Below are 19,183 nucleotides of genomic sequence, written 5' to 3' on the forward strand. Positions count from 1 at the left end.
AGGTGACTAAGCGCCACCTGCGCTAAAGAAGGTTATTCCGCTTGAGACGCAACTAATCTGATTCAAACTTCCCCGGGACTCAGCACAGTATCCTTGGCCTCCCCCAATACCCCAGGATAATCCAACGTATAATGCAATCCCCGACTCTCCTTCCGCCGCATCGCCGATAAAATCATCAACTCCGCCACCTGCGCCAAGTTCCGCAGTTCTATCAAATCCCTGCTCACCCGGTAATTACTGTAGAACTCGTCAATCTCATCCAGTAGCAGCCGTACCCGATGCTGGGCCCGCTGCAACCGTTTGCTGGTCCGTACGATCCCCACGTAGTCCCACATGAACCGCCGTAACTCGTCCCAGTTATGCGCAATGATCACGTCCTCGTCCGAATCCGTCACCTGGCTCGCGTCCCACCCCGGTAATGCCACCGGCATGGGCACCGCTTCCAGGTGCGCCTGAATGTCCGCTGCCGCCGCGCGGCCATAGACGAAGCATTCCAGCAGCGAATTGCTGGCCATGCGATTGGCGCCATGCAGCCCGGTAAAGCTCGTTTCGCCAATGGCATAAAGCCCCGGCACATCCGTATGGCCACGCTCATCCACCATCACCCCGCCACAGGTGTAATGTGCCGCCGGCACCACCGGGATGGGTTGACGCGTGATGTCGATACCAAAGCCCAGGCAGCGCTCGTATACCGTCGGGAAATGGCTCTTGATGAACTCCGCAGGCTTGTGCGTGATGTCCAGGTACACGCAGTCCACGCCAAGGCGCTTCATCTCGTGGTCGATTGCCCTGGCCACGATGTCCCGCGGTGCCAGTTCCTCACGCGGGTCGAACCGAGGCATGAAGCGCTCCCCGTTGGGCAGGCGCAGCAGGGCGCCTTCTCCACGCAGCGCCTCGGTTATCAGAAAGCTCTTGGCCTGCGGGTGGTAGAGGCAGGTCGGGTGGAACTGGTTGAACTCCAGGTTCGCCACCCGGCAGCCTGCACGCCAGGCCATCGCGATGCCGTCGCCGCATGCACCGTCCGGGTTGCTGGTGTAGAGATAAACCTTGGCTGCACCGCCTGTCGCAAGCACCGTGAACCGGGCGCCGTAGGTGTCGACCTGGCCCGTGTTGCGATCCAGTACATAGACCCCCAGGCAACGCTCGCCGGCAAGGCCCAGGCGCCGCTCTGTGATCAGGTCTACCGCTACGCGCTGCTCTAGCAACTCGATGTTGGGGCGCTGCCTGGCTTGCGCGAGCAGGGTGGTGAAGATGGCGGCACCCGTGGCGTCTGCGGCGTGGATGATACGCCGGTGGCTGTGGCCGCCCTCGCGGGTAAGGTGGAACTCGAAGCCACCGTCGTCGACGCCATGGTGGTCGTCCCGGGTGAACGGCACGCCCTGTTCGATCAGCCATTCGATGGCTTCGCGGCTGTGTTCGACGGTAAAACGCACGGCCGCTTCATTGCACAGGCCGCCGCCGGCATTGAGCGTGTCTTCGACGTGGGACTGTACGGTGTCGGTGTCGTCCAGTACCGCTGCTACACCACCCTGGGCCCAGAAGGTCGAGCCATTGGCCAGGTCGCCCTTGCTGAGCACGGCAACGCGTAGGTTGCCGGGCAGGTTCAGTGCCAGGCTGAGACCCGCAGCGCCGCTGCCGATCACCAGGACATCATGTTGGAATTGTTGGCTCATGTCGGGACACTAGTAATCTTCTGGAAGGGCGCGGCACAATAGTCACGCGCCGATGGCATTGTGAAACTATCGTGAACCTGGCCGGGTTGCCTTTATAGCAGCCTCAGGTAGCCAATTTCCATGCCACTTGCCAGGTAGCGGCAACCTTTGTGGGAACTTTCCGGCTTTGCCGGAAATCCTATGAAGGCTGCCTGCACGCCAACAATTTGCCGCGGCGACGCAGGGCGGTAGCTCCCAATGGGCTCACACCTGCGTATTCGTAACCTGATTATCGACGTTGCCGGTCAGTTCCGTGCTACGTCTTCCGTGCACGCCGATCAAGGGCTGCAGGAAACTTGCTTGGAGGGGAGAACTTTTGCGCAAAGCCCGAGTCTATGGTTGCAAGCCTGAGCGATGGCCATTGCAGCGCTCCTTCGAGTTTACCGAGGAGTGTTCATGCTAACCCAGGAAGAGGATCAGCAGCTTGTCGAGCGTGTGCAGCGTGGTGACAGGCGAGCTTTCGATCTGTTGGTGCTGAAGTATCAGCACAAGATTCTCGGGTTGATCGTGCGGTTTGTCCACGACACCCACGAAGCCCAGGATGTTGCACAGGAAGCGTTTATCAAGGCGTACCGTGCGCTTGGCAACTTTCGCGGTGACAGTGCGTTCTATACGTGGCTGTACCGCATCGCCATCAACACGGCGAAAAATTACCTGGTGTCACGCGGTAGGCGGCCACCAGACAGTGATGTGAGCTCCGAGGATGCGGAGTTTTACGATGGCGATCATGGCCTCAAGGATCTTGAGTCTCCAGAGCGCTCGTTGTTGCGGGATGAAATCGAAGGCACCGTCCATCGGACCATCCAGCAGCTCCCGGAGGACCTGCGTACGGCATTGACCCTGCGTGAGTTCGACGGCCTGAGTTACGAAGACATTGCCAGTGTCATGCAATGTCCGGTGGGTACCGTGCGCTCTCGGATTTTCCGCGCTCGGGAGGCCATAGATAAAGCCCTGCAGCCTTTGTTGCAGGAAACCTGAGACAGCGGCTACAGCCAAGAGAGGAACCGCCATGAGTCGTGAAGCTTTGCAGGAATCGCTGTCCGCGGTGATGGATAACGAAGCGGATGAACTGGAACTGCGTCGGGTGTTGAACGCCGCCGACGAAGCCGAAACCCGTGCCACCTGGTCGCGCTACCAGGTTGCCCGCGCAGCCATGCACAAGGAATTGTTGCTGCCTAACCTGGACATCGCCTCGGCCGTGTCCGCAGCACTGGCTGATGAAGCCGTGCCGGTCAAGGTCAAGCAAGGCCCATGGCGTACTGTCGGCCGTCTGGCTGTTGCAGCCTCCGTCACCCTGGCTGTACTGGCAGGTGTGCGCATGTACAACCAGGACGACATCACCGGTGCCGAACTGGCTGCCCAGCAACCTGCCCAGCAAGGCGTAACTGTTCCGCAGGCTCAGGGCCCGGCAGTGCTGGCTGGCTATAGTGAAAGCAGCGAGCAGGCTACCGGCCCGATGGCCAACGGTGTGTTGCAGAACCAGGCTGGCTGGGATCAGCGCCTACCGGGTTACCTGCGCCAGCACGCTCAGGAGTCCGCCCTGAAGGGGACTGAAACCGCATTGCCTTACGCTCGCGCAGCCAGCCTGGAAAACCGTTAAGTAGGGAGGACCATGCGCGCGCTACCCCTTCTGTCGCTGCTGGTCGGCAGCTGCATGGCGGTGCCAGCGTTGGCAGCCAACTCGTCGCCCGAGGCGAACGAGTGGCTTACCAAGCTGGCACAAGCCGAGCAAACCCAGAGCTATCAGGGCTCATTTGTCTACGAACGCAACGGTAGCTTCTCTTCCCACGATATCTGGCACAAGGTCCAAGGTGGCAACGTCAGCGAGCGGCTGCTGCAGCTCGACGGCACCGCCCAGGAAATCGTGCGCGTCGACGGCAAGGTTCAGTGTGTAGGTGGCGGCCTTGCCAGTGATGTGACGGCGCCGCCCGACACTGCTCCGCGCGTGCTGGACCCTTTGAAACTGATGGGCTGGTATGACCTGGCCATGTCAGGCAAGTCTCGGGTTGCTGGGCGTGATGCTGTGGTTGTCACCCTAACGCCACGCGACCAGCACCGCTACGGCTTTGAACTGAATCTGGATCGCCAGACCGGGTTGCCGCTTCGCTCGCTGATGCTCAACGAGAAAGGCCAACTGCTGGAGCGCTTCCAGATGACACGCCTTGAGCCCAAGGTGCCTTCTGATAGCGATTTGCACCCCAGCGCTTCGTGCAAGCCCGTTGCGGCCGCCGCGCCAGCGGGCAGCCCTGTGTCTGGCTGGCGCTCAGACTGGCTGCCGCCTGGGTTCGAGCTGATCAACAGCGCCGTTCGTCGCGAGCCAGGAAAGGGCAGCACGGTGAGTACCCTGATGTATGACGACGGCCTGGCCAGGTTTTCGGTGTTCCTTGAGCCTGTGAAGGACGAAGGCGGTGCCGATGTTCGTACCCAGTTGGGCCCGACCTCAGCGGTGTCGCGTCGTCTGAACACGCCCAAGGGCAAGGTGATGGTAACCGTAGTAGGGGAAATACCCCTGGGTACAGCAGAGCGCGTGGCATTGTCGATGCGGCCGCAGGATGCCCAGGCCAGTCAATGACGGCGGGCACTGCACGCACGCTGTGCAGGCTTTTGAAACGAAATTAACGCATTGTCATTTGCAATCCGTCGGCAAATTTTTTATAGGTCAGGCTTCTGGGAGCCTGACCTTTTGCTGCGTCGTGCAGGGGCCTTTCTAAACTACCGCTCGTTGTGACGGGAGCCGTATGTCAATACCACGCTTGAAATCCTATCTATCGCTGTTCGCTGCTGTGCTGATGCTCGGCCAGGTGCTGACCGCCCAGGCCGAGGAAGCCCTGCCGGACTTCACCACGCTGGTCGAACAGGCTTCGCCGGCTGTAGTCAACATCAGTACTAAGCAGAAGCTTCCGGACCGCCGCATTGCCGCTGGGCAGATGCCTGACCTCGAAGGCCTGCCGCCGATGTTCCGCGAGTTCTTCGAGCGCAACATGCCCCAGCAGCCGCGCTCCCCGCGTGGCGATCGCCAGCGCGAGGCGCAGTCGCTCGGTTCGGGCTTCATCATTTCCAGCGACGGTTATGTGCTGACCAATAACCACGTTGTGGCCGATGCCGATGAAATCATCGTGCGCCTGTCTGACCGCAGTGAACTGCAAGCCAAGCTGGTAGGTACCGACCCGCGTACCGACGTAGCCCTGCTCAAGGTCGAAGGCAAGAACCTGCCGACCGTCAAGCTGGGGGATTCCGAAAAGCTGAAGGTCGGTGAGTGGGTGCTGGCCATCGGTTCGCCGTTCGGCTTCGATCACTCGGTCACCAAAGGCATCGTCAGCGCCAAAGGCCGGACCTTGCCCAATGATACCTACGTGCCGTTCATTCAGACCGACGTGGCCATCAACCCGGGTAACTCGGGTGGCCCGCTGTTCAACATGAAAGGTGAGGTGGTGGGTATCAACTCGCAGATCTTCACCCGTTCCGGTGGTTTCATGGGCCTGTCGTTCGCCATCCCGATCGACGTGGCCATCGACGTGTCCAACCAGCTGAAAAAAGACGGCAAGGTCAGCCGTGGCTGGCTGGGTGTGGTTATCCAGGAGGTCAATAAGGACCTGGCCGAGTCGTTCGGCCTGGAAAAACCCGCCGGTGCCCTGGTGGCCCAGGTTCTCGAAAACGGCCCGGCAGCCAAGGGTGGCCTGCAGGTAGGTGATGTGATCCTCAGCATGAATGGTCAGCCGATTGTCATGTCTGCCGACCTGCCGCATTTGGTCGGTGGCCTGAAAGACGGCGAAAAGGCAAAACTGGACATCATCCGCAATGGCAAGCGCCAGACCCTGGATATCAGCGTGGGTGCACTGCCGGATGACGATGCCGATATCGCCCCTGGCAGCGACACCAGCGTGGAGCGCAGCAGCAACCGCCTGGGTGTTGCCGTGGCGGACTTGACCGCCGAGCAGAAGAAGTCCCTGGAGCTCAAGGGCGGCGTGGTTATCAAGGAAGTGCAGGATGGCCCGGCAGCCATGATTGGCCTGCGTCCGGGTGATGTCATCAGCCACCTGAACAACCAGGCCATCGGTTCGGCCAAGGAGTTCACGCAGATCGCCAAGGAACTGCCGAAAAACCGTTCGGTGTCGATGCGGGTGCTGCGTCAGGGTCGCGCCAGCTTCATCACCTTCAAGCTCGCTGAATAAGGTGTTTTGACAGGCGAAGAAGGGCAGCGATGGCTGCCCTTTTTCATGAATGTTCACAATTGGGCTGGCGGATGCCGCCGACGGTTGGGCAGAGGAATCTCCCATCTGCCAGCTGCTTAAGGTACAATTGCCGGCTATTTTTCGGCGGGCGTCCGGCTCGCAGCCTTTTCGAGTGTTGACCTGTGAGTGATTTGAGTCATATCCGCAATTTCTCCATCATCGCCCACATCGACCATGGCAAGTCGACGCTGGCCGACCGTTTCATTCAGATGTGCGGTGGCCTTACCGCGCGCGAAATGGAAGCCCAGGTCCTCGATTCCATGGACTTGGAGCGCGAGCGCGGCATCACCATCAAGGCCCACAGCGTTACGCTCAACTACAAGGCCCAGGACGGTAAGGTCTACCAGCTCAACTTCATCGACACCCCCGGCCACGTCGACTTCACCTACGAGGTGTCGCGTTCGCTGGCAGCCTGTGAAGGTGCCTTGCTGGTGGTCGACGCGGGCCAGGGTGTCGAGGCCCAGTCCGTTGCCAACTGCTACACCGCCATCGAGCAAGGCCTTGAGGTCATGCCGGTGCTGAACAAGATGGACCTGCCCCAGGCCGACCCGGACAGGGTGAAGGACGAGATCGAGAAGATCATCGGCATCGATGCTACCGACGCCGTGGCCTGCAGTGCCAAGAGCGGCATGGGCGTGGATGAAGTGCTCGAGCGCCTGGTGCATACCATCCCGGCACCCGAGGGCGACATCGACGCGCCGTTGCAGGCGCTGATCATCGATTCCTGGTTCGACAACTACCTGGGCGTGGTCTCGCTGGTGCGTGTGCGCCATGGCCGCGTCAAGAAAGGCGACAAGATCCTGGTCAAGTCCACCGGCAAGCTGCACCTGGTCGACAGCGTCGGTGTGTTCACCCCGAAACACACCCAGACCGCCGACCTGAAGGCGGGCGAGGTAGGCTTCATCATCGCCAGCATCAAGGACATTCACGGTGCGCCAGTGGGCGACACCCTGACGCTGTCCTCCACGCCTGAAGTGCAGGTGCTGCCAGGCTTCAAGAAAATTCAACCGCAGGTCTACGCCGGCCTGTTCCCGGTCAGCTCCGATGACTTCGAAGATTTCCGCGACGCGTTGCAGAAACTCACGCTGAACGACTCGTCGCTGCAGTACATGCCGGAAAGCTCCGATGCACTGGGCTTCGGTTTCCGCTGTGGCTTCCTGGGCATGCTGCACATGGAGATCATTCAGGAACGCCTGGAGCGCGAGTACGACCTGGACCTGATCACCACGGCGCCCAGCGTAATTTACGAGCTGGAACTGAAAACCGGTGAAACCATCGTGGTCGACAACCCGTCGAAGCTTCCGGACGTCTCTGCCGTTACGGACTTCCGTGAGCCGATCGTCACCGCGACTATTCTGGTGCCTCAGGAACACCTGGGTAACGTGATCACGCTGTGCATCGAAAAGCGCGGCGTGCAGCGTGACATGCAGTTCCTCGGTAGCCAGGTGCAGGTGCGCTACGATATGCCAATGAACGAGGTGGTGCTGGACTTCTTCGACCGCCTCAAATCCACCAGCCGCGGCTATGCTTCGCTGGATTATCATTTTGATCGCTATCAGTCGGCCAACCTGGTCAAGCTGGATGTGTTGATCAACGGTGACAAGGTCGACGCCCTGGCATTGATCGTGCACCGCGACAACGCAGCCTACAAAGGCCGTGCGCTGACCGAGAAGATGAAGGAGCTGATTCCTCGGCAGATGTTCGATGTGGCGATCCAGGCAGCCATTGGCGGCCAGATCATTGCCCGGACCACTGTCAAGGCACTCAGAAAGAACGTACTGGCCAAATGTTACGGTGGCGACGTTAGCCGTAAGAAAAAGCTGCTGGAGAAGCAGAAGGCCGGTAAGAAACGCATGAAACAGGTGGGCAACGTGGAGATTCCACAAGAAGCCTTCCTCGCCGTGCTCAGGTTGGATAGCTAGGTCCTATGTCGCTAAATTTCCCGCTGTTGCTCGTCATCGCCGTTTTCGTATGCGGTCTGCTTGGCTTGATCGACCTGCTGTTCCTGGCGCCGAGGCGTCGTGCAGCCATCGCCAACTATCAGGGCAGCGTAAGCCAGCCGGAAGTAGCGGTGGTAGAGCGCCTGAACAAGGAGCCGTTGCTGGTCGAGTACGGCAAGTCGTTCTTCCCGGTGTTGTTCATCGTGCTGGTGCTGCGCTCGTTTCTGGTTGAGCCGTTCCAGATCCCTTCGGGGTCGATGAAGCCGACCTTGGAAGTGGGCGACTTCATCCTGGTGAACAAGTTCTCCTACGGCATTCGCCTGCCGGTGATCGACAAGAAGGTGATCGAAATCGGTGACCCCCAGCGGGGCGATGTCATGGTGTTCCGCTACCCGAGCGATCCGAATGTCAACTACATCAAGCGTGTGGTTGGCCTGCCAGGTGACCAGATCCGCTACACCGACGACAAGCGTCTGTTCGTCAATGGCCAGCCCATTGCCGAGCAACTGGTGGGCACCGAGCCGGGTACCCTGGGTAGCGCAGAGCTGTACAAGGAAAAACTCGGTGCTGCCGAGCACCTGATCCGCAAGGAGATGAGCCGTTATCGCATGCCACCCGACCAGCAATGGACCGTGCCGGCAGGCCATTACTTCATGATGGGCGACAACCGCGACAACTCCAACGACAGCCGCTACTGGGATGACCCGAATATTCCCAAAGAGCTACACGGCATGGTTCCGGACCGCAACATTGTCGGCAAGGCCTTTGCCGTCTGGATGAGCTGGCCAGAGCCGAAACTCAGCCACCTGCCCAACCTTTCGCGGGTCGGCCTGATCCATTGATACTCTTCGGCGCTGTCCTGCAGACAGCGCCGAATGCATTTCTGACATAGGCTGTGTCTCAGGGATGGGAGATTCGCCGCACGTCGCGGCCGCCACAGCCAAACAGTCTTTCAGGATGTTGATTTGAACAACGCGTTTAACAACGATCGGGTGGTCGCATGAGTGCTTCCCTTGCCCATCTGGAGCGAAAGCTCGGTTACACCTTCAAGGACCAGGACCAGATGCTCCTGGCCTTGACCCACCGCAGCTACGCCGGGCGCAACAATGAGCGCCTGGAGTTTCTAGGCGACGCCATTCTTAATTTTGTTGCGGGCGAGGCTCTGTACGAGCGCTTCCCGCAGGCCCGCGAGGGCCAGCTGTCGCGCCTGCGGGCACGGTTGGTCAAGGGTGAAACCCTGGCCCGCCTGGCTCGTGGTTTTGACTTGGGCGAATACCTGCGCCTGGGCTCGGGTGAGCTCAAGAGCGGCGGCTTTCGCCGGGAATCGATCCTGGCCGATGCCTTGGAAGCCCTGATTGGCGCCATCTACCTGGATGCCGACATGGAAACCGCCCGCGAGCGTGTGCTGGCGTGGCTGGCCAACGAATTCGAAGGCCTGACGCTGGTCGACACCAACAAAGACCCGAAAACCCGCCTGCAAGAGTTCCTGCAGTCGCGTAGCTGTGAGCTGCCGCGTTATGAAGTGGTGGATATCCAGGGCGAACCCCATTGCCGTACCTTCTTCGTCGAATGCGAAGTGGTGCTGCTGAACAACAAGAGCCGTGGTCAGGGCGTCAGCCGGCGTATCGCCGAGCAAGTCGCTGCCGCGTCCGCACTGATCGCCCTGGGCGTGGAGAATGGCAATGACTGAGAACACCCCGACCCGTTGCGGCTACGTCGCCATCGTTGGCCGGCCGAACGTCGGCAAGTCGACGCTACTCAACCACATCCTGGGTCAGAAGCTGGCCATTACCTCGCGCAAGCCGCAGACCACACGCCACAACATGCTCGGCATCAAGACCGAGGGTGATGTGCAGGCCATTTACGTCGATACCCCCGGCATGCACAAGGCCAATGATAAAGCCTTGAACCGCTACATGAACCGCAACGCCTCGGCCGCCCTGAAGGATGTCGATGTGGTGATCTTCGTAGTGGACCGTACCCGTTGGACAGACGAAGACCAATTGGTGCTCGAGCGCGTGCAGTACGTGACCGGGCCGGTCATCCTGGCGGTCAACAAGACCGACCGCATGGACGAGAAGGCCGAGCTGATCCCGCACCTGCAATGGCTGCAGACGCAATTGCCGAATGCCGAGATCGTGCCTATTTCTGCGCAGCAAGGGCATAACCTCGAGTCGCTGGAGGCGTTGATCGCCAAGCACCTGCCGGAAAACGAGCATTTCTTCCCGGAAGACCAGATCACTGACCGCAGCAGCCGGTTCCTGGCCGCTGAACTGGTGCGCGAGAAAATCATGCGTCAGCTGGGTGCAGAATTGCCCTATCAGATCACGGTCGAGATCGAGGAATTCAAGCAGCAGGGCCACGTGCTGCACATCCATGCGCTGATCCTGGTCGAGCGCGATGGCCAGAAGAAGATCATCATTGGCGACAAGGGCGAGCGTATCAAGCGCATCGGCTCCGACGCACGCAAGGACATGGAAGTGCTGTTCGACGCCAAGGTCATGCTCAACCTGTGGGTCAAGGTGAAGGGCGGCTGGTCTGACGATGAACGTGCCTTGCGCTCGCTGGGTTACGGCGACCTCTGACGCTGTTGCATTAGCGGCTGGCCCCACGGCCTAGCCGCTTCCCTAGGGCTCGAAACCTCGAGCAAGTGACCCTCCATGGATCAACCAGTCGGGCAGCCTGCCTACGTGCTGCACAGCCGGGCCTACAAGGAAACCAGTGCGCTGGTGGACTTCTATACCCCGCAAGGTCGCGTACGTGCGGTTCTGCGCCGTGCACGGGGTAAGGGTGGCAGCCTGGTGCGCCCCTTCGTCCCCCTGGAGGTCGAGTTGCGCGGGCGGGGTGAACTCAAGACCGTCGGCCGGCTGGAATGTGCCGGCACTGCGCTCTGGCTGCATGGCGATGCGGTATTCAGCGGTTTGTACCTCAACGAGCTGCTCATGCGCCTGCTACCGGCCGAGGCGCCGTCCCCCGAACTGTTCGACCACTATGCCCAGACCCTGCAGGCACTGATGGCCGGGCGCGCGCTGGAACCGCTGCTACGGGCATTTGAGTGGCGGCTGTTGGATGAGCTGGGCTATGCCTTCTCGCTGCAAAACGACGTCAATGACCAGCCTATTGCTGCCGAGGGCCGTTACCGCCTGCGGGTGGATGCGGGCCTGGAGCGGGTGGAGCTGGTACAACCTGGCCTGTTTGGCGGCGCCGAATTACTGGCGTTGGCCGAGGCTGACTGGGATGTACCCGGTGCACTGCTGGCTGCCAAGCGCCTGATGCGTCAGGCGCTGGCGGTTCACCTGGGGGCAAGGCCGCTGGTTAGCCGTGAACTGTTTCGCAAGCGCTGATCACGACGTATGCTGTAGCGCTCAAACTTAGGAGAGCGTTTCGTGACTCACAGCAACCGCATGCTTCTCGGCGTCAACATCGACCACGTGGCAACCCTGCGTCAGGCCCGAGGCACGCGCTACCCTGACCCGGTCAAGGCAGCCCTGGATGCCGAGGAAGCAGGCGCCGATGGCATCACCGTGCACTTGCGAGAAGACCGCCGCCACATTCAGGAGCGCGATGTGCTGCTGCTCAAGGACGTGCTGCAGACGCGCATGAACTTCGAGATGGGCGTTACCGAAGAGATGATGGCGTTCGCCGAAAAACTCCGCCCCGCCCACATCTGCCTGGTGCCCGAGACGCGTCAGGAACTCACCACCGAGGGTGGCCTGGACGTGGCCGGGCAGGAAGCGCGTATCAAGGCCGCAGTCGAGCGCCTGGCCCGCACAGGGGCAGAAGTGTCGTTGTTCATCGATGCTGACGAGCGGCAGATTGAAGCTTCGCGCCGGGTCGGCGCCCCTGCCATCGAGTTGCACACCGGTCGTTATGCCGATGCCCACACCCCCACCGAGGTGGCTCAGGAGCTTGAGCGTATTGTGCAGGGGGCCGCATTCGGTATTGACCAGGGCCTGATCGTAAATGCCGGCCACGGGTTGCATTACCACAATGTCGAAGCCATCGCTGCGATCAAGGGTATCAACGAACTGAACATTGGCCATGCCTTGGTGGCTCATGCCCTGTTCGTTGGGTTCAAGGCTGCGGTTGCGGAAATGAAAGCGCTGATTCTTGCTGCATCACGCTAACCATCAGTTGCGGCCTGCCGGGCAATTCACTTACGCGCCAGCAGGGTTGCCCGGCGTGGCGCTGGCAGCCCTTCCACGGTCTTGCCATGGTCGTCAGGGTCGAGGAAGTCGCTGAGCGACTGGTAGCGCATCCACTCGGTGCTGCGCTGTTCCTCCACACTCGTGACGCTCACGTCGACGCAGCGCACATCGCTGAAACCGGCGCGCCGCAACCAGCGCGCCAACGCCGGTACCGACGGCAGGTACCACACGTTGCGCATCTGTGCGTAGCGGTCTTCTGGCACCAGCACCTGCTGTTCGTCACCCTCGATCACCAAGGTTTCCAGCACCAGTTCGCCCCCTTTGACCAGGCAATCCTTGAGTGCCAGCAGGTGCTCGATGGGCGAGCGGCGGTGGTAGAACACACCCATGGAGAAGACCGTATCGAACCCCTCCAGGTTGGCCGGAAGGTCTTCCAGTGCGAACGGCAGGTGCCAGGCGGGCAGCTCTGGCAGGTAGCGCTGCACGGCCTGGAACTGGCAGAAGAACAGCCAGTTGGGGTCGACACCCACCACCAGGTCGGCCCCCGCGCCCAGCATACGCCATTGGTAATAACCATTACCGCAGCCCACATCGAGCACGCGCTTGCCCTTCAGGTTCAGGTGCGGGCCCACCCTTGACCACTTCCAATCCGAGCGCCATTCAGTGTCCACATGCACGCCGAACAGGTCGAAAGGCCCCTTGCGCCAGGGTGAAAGCCCCATCAGGGCCTGGCGCATCTGCACGCGGCTGGCGTCATCGCAGGCGCAATCCAGGCGCAAGCCATTGACCAGGTCGACCTCGCTGGCCTGCAGGGCAGGCAGGGCGTCGAGTGCGCCCCGCCAGCGGTCCAGGTCACCGTGGCCTTTTTCCAGTTTTGCATCCAGTTGCGCTTGCAGGCCTTGCGACCAGCTAGCCAGGGGCGTGCTCGCCAGGCGGCGGACCAGGGGGGAAAGATCAATCATGGCAGGGCTATCAACGAGGCAAAATTGAGGCATTGGAACCACGGCACCACCTTGGAAAAACCGGCCGCCAGCAGGCGCTCGCGGTGGGTATCCAGCGTGTCCGGGCGCATCACGTTTTCAATGGCACTGCGCTTCTGGGCGATTTCCAGTTCGCTGTAGCCGTTGGCACGTTTGAAGTCCAGGTGCAGGTCGTTAAGTAGGCGCTGTTGCTCGGCATCGGCGAAACAGAGCTTTTCGGACAGGATCAGGGCGCCCCCGGGCAGCAGCGACTGGCGGATACGCGCCAGCAGGTCCAGGCGTTGCTCCGGGGCGATGAACTGCAGCGTGAAGTTCAGCGCCACCACCGATGCAGGCTCGAACGGCAGTGTGAGTATGTCGGCTTCCAGCACCTTCACGGGCAACAGTTCCTGGAACATCGAGTCCTGGGCCGTGAGGTACTGGCGGCAGCGTTCGACCATGGCGGCAGAATTGTCCACCGCGATCACCCGGCAGCCGTCGCTGCGCACATGACGGCGCAGCGCCTGGGTGACTGCCCCCAGCGAGGCGCCAAGGTCATACAGGGCAGTGCCGGGCTGGGCGAAGCGTGCGGCCAGCACGCCCAGGTTCTCGACGATGGTCGGGTAGCCGGGGACCGAGCGCTTGATCATGTCCGGGAACACCTGCACCACGTCTTCGTTGAAGACGAAGTCGGGTACCTGCTCCAGGGGCTGGGCGAAGAGGCGGTCGGGTTGTTGGCTCACGGCGGGCTCGATGCGCGGTAAAACGGGGGCGTATTTTATCGAATGGCCAGGTTTCTTGCCATGGCAACCTTTCTGGGGATCGCTGTTCATACCCGCTGCAGTGAAGTTTCACACACCGCTAAGTTAGCCAGATGAATGTGGCGCGTGCACGAAAGTTTGATACTCCGCGCTCAATGTCCTGATGAATGATTAATCACGGACCTCATCGAGTGATAGGTGGTATTGCCATGCAGGAAGAATTACCCATAGAGCAGATGGATAATATTTCCATCGTCAAAACATTGCCCGCACAGTATTTCGCTTTTATAGAAAACCGGCTGGAGGGTGGTCAGCAGGTGGGCACATTGCTGACCGCTGAGAACCTCAAGGCCATCAAGCAATATGCCAATCAAGTGCATCAGTTACCCCGAACGCAGGCAGAGATCGAAAGTGATTTTGACTATGCAAGCCTGGGGCTTGATGCCACCAAGGTCTACGACCTCTATGTGGCGTTACACCGGCATGTCTATGAGTGGGACATCCTGGAGCGAACCATCAAACAGCTTGGCCCCGAGATCGAGTCATTCGCCGACAGCCTGGTTAACCGAGGTGGCACCCTGCTGAACAACCTAGAAAACAGTGAAGTGTTCCACGCACTCAAACAGCGTAAGGCCGAGCAGGGTGAGGATGTCTACACCCACTCATTGAGCGAGGACGAGCGGGCTCAGGTCGCCGCCATTCTGGCAGTGGGTATCAATGAAATCGTTCGGGAGATCGAGGACACCCGTCGGCGCATTGATGACGTCGACAAGCGGGCCAACTGGTTCAACAACGAGATCAAGCGTGAGCTGAAGCCCCGTATGGTAAGGCTGTTGAGGCACTTCGACGACAATGTCTCTCTCGCCGACGTCATCAAGCGCCGCAAGCAGCTCGATCAATGGGATGAGCAGATCGAGCAGTTGAAGTCGGAATACGATGCCAATGTCGGGTACGCCTTCACCGGTATTGCACTGGGCCCCATCGGCTTGATTATCACTGGTGGTGTGTTTGGCGACAGGGCCGAAAAAATTCGCAAGCGCAAGAATGCCTTGATCGAGGAACGTGACGAACTGGCCGGCCGGCTTGGGAAAATGGTACCAGCGATGGAAGATTTCGAGCGGGTCTCGACGCTGGTCAGGGACTTGCAGTTCCGCTGCAAGGACCTTTCCGCCGCCACCAAGCGCCTAGCCGATGTGTGGTTGTATTTGGCCTCCTATGCCAAGAACTCCGTAGAAGAAGCCAAGGCGTTGGATAACATCACGCAGCTGGAATCGTTCGTTCACGATTTTTCAGAAGTCATCAAGCCCTGGACCAAGATCGGCAACATTTGCCATACCCTGTCGGAAGTGTTCAATGAACTGATCGACGAATATGAGGATGCCTAACATGGACGTTATCAACCTGAAAACCGCCTTGCCTGATTTCCTGAAGATGCAACAGGTGCAGGATCAGATGTTCGAGCTGATCAGTACGTGGGACGGCCATGTACTTACGCGGGTGCGGGAACAGCTTGATGAATTGCGAAACTTGCTGTTGCTGGTGGAGCGCTCGTTCAAGGAATGCGTGATAGGCGGTATTGTGCTGCTGGAGGGTCGGCATTTTGTCCCCTCCACGCGCACCGTGGATGCGCCCTCCAAGCTGGGCAGCGTGCTGACCCGGCTCAACCAGCACCATGCGACCTTGGCTCGCTTCAACCTGCGGCTGGAGCTTTACTCGCTGTCGGCCCTGCCTGAATCGCTGGCACACCTGCAATCACGCGCCACGCGCCTGGAGGAGCAAGCGGCCGGGTTTGACCTGAGGCTGGTGACGCTGCGAGAGCAGCGCGCCGCCGTGGTGCAGGCTATCCAGGTTTTCGAACGGCCCTCGGTCGCCAGCGCCTTCAAAGGCCTGATTCCCAGCGATGAGGAAATCGACCAGCTGATGGGGCTGATCAAGGACCCGAAGGTCGATGCCGGGTTGCTCAAGTCGGTAACGGCCAAGCTGGCCAAGTATGCTGATGTGTTGGAAGGTGGCAGAACCTTCAACGACCTGAGCAACGCCCATGCACGCTTGCAGGTGAAGATCGACGAGGCTGCAAACGACCTGCAGTTGGTGCAACGCGCATTGCAGGACGCCAAGACCGAACTGAAAGCCGTCACCGAGCTTTCTGGCCTTGAAGCCTTGAAGCAGACGTGGCTGGGTGAACTGCGCAAGGTTGAAGTGCACTGGCAGGCACAGGCCGAAAAACTCACTGCGGGCATGGCGGTGGAAGCTGCAACGCTGGCGCTTCACGACCTCTGCGATTACCTCAAAGCAGTACAGCAGGCCTATGACCGCAGTTGAACGCTCAGCGCACTACGACCTTGCAGTCGAAAGTCTGTACGGGGGGCACCTGTTTTTCCCAAGGCCGTTGATACACCAGCCGTAAAACGGCTTTGCCCGGGGTGCTGGCCTGGTAGCGCCAGGTCGAAAGGCCGGCGCTGCCCACCACGTCTTCTTCTTGTGGGGCGTTGTACACCTCCGGGCCCAGGCTTTCGAGCGCCGGTTGGGCAGCTGACTCTACCTGCCATCGGTAGCCGGTAGACGGGTTGCTGGGCAGGGACAGGCTCAAGGCTTGGCCCACCTTCAGGTACACGGGGCATTCACTCTCGGCATCGAGCTCGACGGGCTGGGGAGGGTGCTGCGCGCAGGCAGACAAAAGCAGTAGCCCCACAGGGGCAAGCAGGCGATAGCTGGACATAGCGGCTCCAGAGACTGGCGACGGCCTGAGAATAACCGATTGTTGCATTGACTGAACGGTCGAGTGGGTAAAAGGGCTGCGCGAGCAGCCCTTTAAAGGTGTTAGAACAGTATCTTGGCCACGTCGGCAAAGCGCTTGGCAAAATGCACGGTCAGCCCTTCACGCAGGTAGTCCGGTAGCTCTTCGAAGTCTCCACGGTTGGGCTCGGGCAGGATCAACTCGTGAATCTTCTGCCGGCGTGCCGCAATGACTTTTTCCCGCACGCCACCAATGGGCAGTACCTGGCCGGTCAGGGTCAGCTCGCCTGTCATGGCGACCCCCTTCTTCGGTGCTTGGTCCCGGGCCAGTGACAGCAGAGCACTGGCCATGGTGATGCCGGCGCTCGGTCCATCCTTCGGCGTTGCACCTTCGGGCACGTGCAGGTGGATGAATGCCTCGTTGAAGAACCCGGCGTCACCGCCAAACTGCTTGAGGTTGGAACTGACATAGCTGTAGGCGATTTCGGCAGACTCCTTCATGACGTCGCCCAGCTTGCCGGTGAGCTTGAACCCACGGCTGAGGGTGTGGATGCGTGTCGCCTCGATCGGCAGGGTGGCGCCACCCATGCTGGTCCAGGCAAGCCCTGTGATCACGCCTTTGCCTGCCAGAACCTGCTCGCTGCGGAACACGGGCATGCCCAGCGCAGCTTCCAGGTCCTTGGGACCAATCTTGAGCTTGGCGGTGGGGTCTTCCAGCAGCTTGACCACGGCCTTGCGTACCAGCTTGCCCAGCTGTTTTTCCAGCTGCCGCACGCCGGCCTCTCGTGCGTAACCTTCGATCACCGTGCGCAGCGCACTGTCGCTGATGCTCAGGCTGGTCTTGGCCACACCGGCCTTTTGCAGCTGTTTGGGCCACAGGTGACGCTTGGCGATGGCCAGCTTTTCTTCGGTGATGTAGCCGGAAAGCCGGATCACTTCCATACGGTCGAGCAGCGGCCCGGGGATAGAGTCGAGGGTGTTGGCGGTACACACGAACAACACCTTCGAAAGGTCCAGGCGCAAGTCCAGGTAATGGTCCAGGAAGTCGACGTTCTGCTCCGGGTCCAGGGTTTCCAGCAGGGCCGAGGCTGGGTCGCCCTGATAGCTCTGGCCCATCTTGTCGATCTCGTCGAGCATGATCACCGGGTTCATCACTTCGACGTCTTTCAGCGCCTGCACCAGCTTGCCGGGCTGTGCGCCGATGTAGGTGCGCCGGTGCCCCTTGATTTCTGCTTCGTCACGCATGCCGCCGACACTGAAGCGATAGAACGGCCGGCCCAAGGATTCGGCGATGGACTTACCGATGCTGGTCTTGCCAACCCCGGGCGGGCCCACCAGCAGCACGATCGAACCGCTGATTTCGCCTTTCCAGGCACCCACGGCCAGGAACTCGAGGATACGTTCTTTGATGTCACCCAGGCCGGCGTGGTGCGCATCGAGCACCTTGCGGGCATGCTTGAGGTCGAGCTTGTCGTCGCCATACACGCCCCAAGGCAGGGCAGTGGCCCAGTCCAGGTAATTGCGGGTGACGGCATATTCAGGCGAGCCGGTTTCCAGAATGGCCAGCTTGCCCATCTCTTCATCAATGCGTTTGCGAGCCTGGGCTGGCAGCGTCTTGCCTTCGAGGCGCTGTTCGAACTGCTCCAGGTCGGCGCTGCGGTCATCCTTGGTCAGGCCCAGTTCCTGCTGGATGACCTTGAGCTGTTCCTTGAGGAAGAACTCGCGCTGGTGCTCGCCGATCTGCCGGTTGACCTCGGCGGAGATCTCGTTTTGCAGGCGCGCGACTTCCACCTCCTTGCGCAGCATGGGCAGGACCTTCTCCATGCGCTTGAGCATGGGCACACAGTCAAGCACTTCCTGTAGCTGGCTGCCTGTGGCCGAGGTGAGTGCGGCGGCGAAGTCGGTGAGCGGCGAAGGGTCGTTGGGGCTGAAGCGGTTGAGGTAGTTCTTCAGCTCCTCGCTGTAAAGCGGGTTGAGCGGCAGCAGTTCCTTGATCGCATTGATCAGGGCCATGCCGTAAGCCTTGACCTCGTCAGTGGGGTCGGCTGGCTGGCGTGGGTACTCCACCTCCACCAGATAAGGTGGGCGATGGTGCTTGAGCCAGGTGCGGATGCGTACCCGGGTGAGGCCCTGGGCCACGAACTGGAGTTTGCCGTTCTCGCGGCTGGCGTGGTGCACCTTGACCAGCGTGCCGTACTCGGGCAGCGCCTTGGTGTCGAAGTGGCGATGGTCTTCAGCTGGGGTGTCCATGAAGAACAACGCCAGGCTGTGGTCAGGCGACTTGGCCACCAGGTCCAGGGTTTCGGCCCAGGGCTCTTCGTTGACGATGACCGGCAGGACCTGTGCGGGGAAGAACGGGCGGTTGTGAATCGGGATCACATAGACCTTGTCCGGCAGTTGCTGGCCGGGCAGGGCCAGGGCGTGGCTGGTGCCAGGCTGGGCTGTGGTGTGTTCGACTTCAGCGTGGTCGTCGGGGTGTTCGGGGAGATCCTGCTGGTCGCTCATGGGGCACCTGCGTGAATGACTATGGTGCTTAGATGGGGGAGGGGGCCAAGGGTTTCAAGCGGTTGGCTGGATCGGTGCCTGATGGCGGGGGCTGGCTGTGTGATTGCATGGGCTGAATCAAGATCCGCAGCAACAGCGACCTTAAATATATCCGTGTACTAACTGAAAGCACTCGACCGCTTTTGCTTCT

The 19,183-nt window shown here is 60.5% G+C and carries 17 protein-coding genes; 12 read left to right on the forward strand and 5 right to left on the reverse strand.

The features are described 5' to 3' along the window. Positions 1-62: 62 nt before the first annotated feature. Complete coding sequence (nadB, locus tag PPA02S_RS22080; protein WP_028633682.1) at positions 63-1,673, reverse strand: L-aspartate oxidase; 1,611 nt, start codon at positions 1,671-1,673, stop codon at positions 63-65. A gap of 435 nt (positions 1,674-2,108) precedes the next feature. On the opposite strand from nadB, the gene rpoE reads away from it, so the two are divergent. The 10 genes from rpoE to pdxJ all read left to right on the forward strand — a co-directional run bounded on the left by rpoE (position 2,109) and on the right by pdxJ (position 12,011). Further along, positions 2,109-2,690, forward strand: a complete 582-nt coding sequence (gene rpoE, locus PPA02S_RS22085; RefSeq protein WP_003252049.1) for an RNA polymerase sigma factor RpoE/AlgU — start codon at positions 2,109-2,111, stop codon at positions 2,688-2,690. A 31-nt stretch (positions 2,691-2,721) separates the two neighbouring features. Further along, the gene (locus tag PPA02S_RS22090; RefSeq protein ID WP_028633681.1) at positions 2,722-3,312 is read left to right on the forward strand and encodes a sigma-E factor negative regulatory protein; all 591 of its coding nucleotides are present in this window, start codon (positions 2,722-2,724) and stop codon (positions 3,310-3,312) included. Between the two features lie 12 nt (positions 3,313-3,324). Then, on the forward strand, positions 3,325-4,284 hold the full coding sequence (locus PPA02S_RS22095) for a MucB/RseB C-terminal domain-containing protein (protein WP_028633680.1): 960 nt from the start codon (positions 3,325-3,327) through the stop codon (positions 4,282-4,284). A 217-nt stretch (positions 4,285-4,501) separates the two neighbouring features. Continuing rightward, positions 4,502-5,884, forward strand: coding sequence for a DegQ family serine endoprotease (locus PPA02S_RS22100; RefSeq protein ID WP_371262518.1), 1,383 nt, complete (start codon positions 4,502-4,504; stop codon positions 5,882-5,884). A 182-nt stretch (positions 5,885-6,066) separates the two neighbouring features. Then, positions 6,067-7,866, forward strand: coding sequence for a translation elongation factor 4 (lepA, locus tag PPA02S_RS22105; protein WP_028633678.1), 1,800 nt, complete (start codon positions 6,067-6,069; stop codon positions 7,864-7,866). Positions 7,867-7,871: 5 nt separating this feature from the next. After that, positions 7,872-8,726 carry a signal peptidase I gene (gene lepB, locus PPA02S_RS22110; RefSeq protein WP_028633677.1) on the forward strand — a complete coding sequence of 285 codons (855 nt, stop codon included), beginning with the start codon at positions 7,872-7,874 and terminating at the stop codon, positions 8,724-8,726. A gap of 158 nt (positions 8,727-8,884) precedes the next feature. Further along, positions 8,885-9,574 carry a ribonuclease III gene (gene rnc / locus PPA02S_RS22115; RefSeq protein ID WP_028633676.1) on the forward strand — a complete coding sequence of 230 codons (690 nt, stop codon included), beginning with the start codon at positions 8,885-8,887 and terminating at the stop codon, positions 9,572-9,574. After that, positions 9,567-10,469 carry a GTPase Era gene (gene era / locus PPA02S_RS22120; RefSeq protein ID WP_028633675.1) on the forward strand — a complete coding sequence of 301 codons (903 nt, stop codon included), beginning with the start codon at positions 9,567-9,569 and terminating at the stop codon, positions 10,467-10,469. Before rnc ends, era begins: the two co-directional genes overlap by 8 nt. 75 nt (positions 10,470-10,544) lie before the next feature. Further along, complete coding sequence (recO, locus tag PPA02S_RS22125; RefSeq protein WP_028633674.1) at positions 10,545-11,228, forward strand: DNA repair protein RecO; 684 nt, start codon at positions 10,545-10,547, stop codon at positions 11,226-11,228. Positions 11,229-11,288: 60 nt separating this feature from the next. Then, positions 11,289-12,011: a pyridoxine 5'-phosphate synthase gene (pdxJ, locus tag PPA02S_RS22130; protein WP_236407300.1), complete on the forward strand. Its 723-nt coding sequence runs from the start codon at positions 11,289-11,291 to the stop codon at positions 12,009-12,011. A 26-nt stretch (positions 12,012-12,037) separates the two neighbouring features. Here the strand turns inward: pdxJ and cmoB are convergent, their stop codons facing one another. Both cmoB and cmoA read right to left on the reverse strand, forming a co-directional pair. Then, the gene (gene cmoB / locus PPA02S_RS22135; RefSeq protein ID WP_028633672.1) at positions 12,038-12,994 is read right to left on the reverse strand and encodes a tRNA 5-methoxyuridine(34)/uridine 5-oxyacetic acid(34) synthase CmoB; all 957 of its coding nucleotides are present in this window, start codon (positions 12,992-12,994) and stop codon (positions 12,038-12,040) included. Beyond that, a complete protein-coding gene (gene cmoA, locus PPA02S_RS22140; RefSeq protein ID WP_028633671.1) occupies positions 12,991-13,734 on the reverse strand; it encodes a carboxy-S-adenosyl-L-methionine synthase CmoA in 744 nt (247 codons plus the stop codon). The genes cmoB and cmoA overlap by 4 nt, the downstream gene beginning before the upstream one ends. Positions 13,735-13,961: 227 nt before the next feature. Here cmoA and PPA02S_RS22145 point away from each other — a divergent pair, with 227 nt between their 5' ends. Together PPA02S_RS22145 and PPA02S_RS22150 are read left to right on the forward strand one after the other, a co-directional pair. Then, on the forward strand, positions 13,962-15,137 hold the full coding sequence (locus PPA02S_RS22145; protein WP_033728030.1) for an alpha-xenorhabdolysin family binary toxin subunit A: 1,176 nt from the start codon (positions 13,962-13,964) through the stop codon (positions 15,135-15,137). Between the two features lies 1 nt (position 15,138). Then, positions 15,139-16,074 carry an alpha-xenorhabdolysin family binary toxin subunit B gene (locus PPA02S_RS22150; RefSeq protein WP_028633669.1) on the forward strand — a complete coding sequence of 312 codons (936 nt, stop codon included), beginning with the start codon at positions 15,139-15,141 and terminating at the stop codon, positions 16,072-16,074. A 4-nt stretch (positions 16,075-16,078) separates the two neighbouring features. Here the strand turns inward: PPA02S_RS22150 and PPA02S_RS22155 are convergent, their stop codons facing one another. Beyond that, positions 16,079-16,471 (reverse strand): protease inhibitor I42 family protein, encoded by a 393-nt coding sequence (locus PPA02S_RS22155; RefSeq protein ID WP_028633668.1) that lies wholly within the window; start codon positions 16,469-16,471, stop codon positions 16,079-16,081. Between the two features lie 101 nt (positions 16,472-16,572). Further along, positions 16,573-18,993, reverse strand: a complete 2,421-nt coding sequence (lon, locus tag PPA02S_RS22160) for an endopeptidase La (RefSeq protein ID WP_028633667.1) — start codon at positions 18,991-18,993, stop codon at positions 16,573-16,575. Between the last annotated feature and the right edge of the window lie 190 nt (positions 18,994-19,183).

Source organism: Pseudomonas parafulva NBRC 16636 = DSM 17004, from assembly GCF_000730645.1.
GTDB lineage: Bacteria > Pseudomonadota > Gammaproteobacteria > Pseudomonadales > Pseudomonadaceae > Aquipseudomonas > Aquipseudomonas parafulva.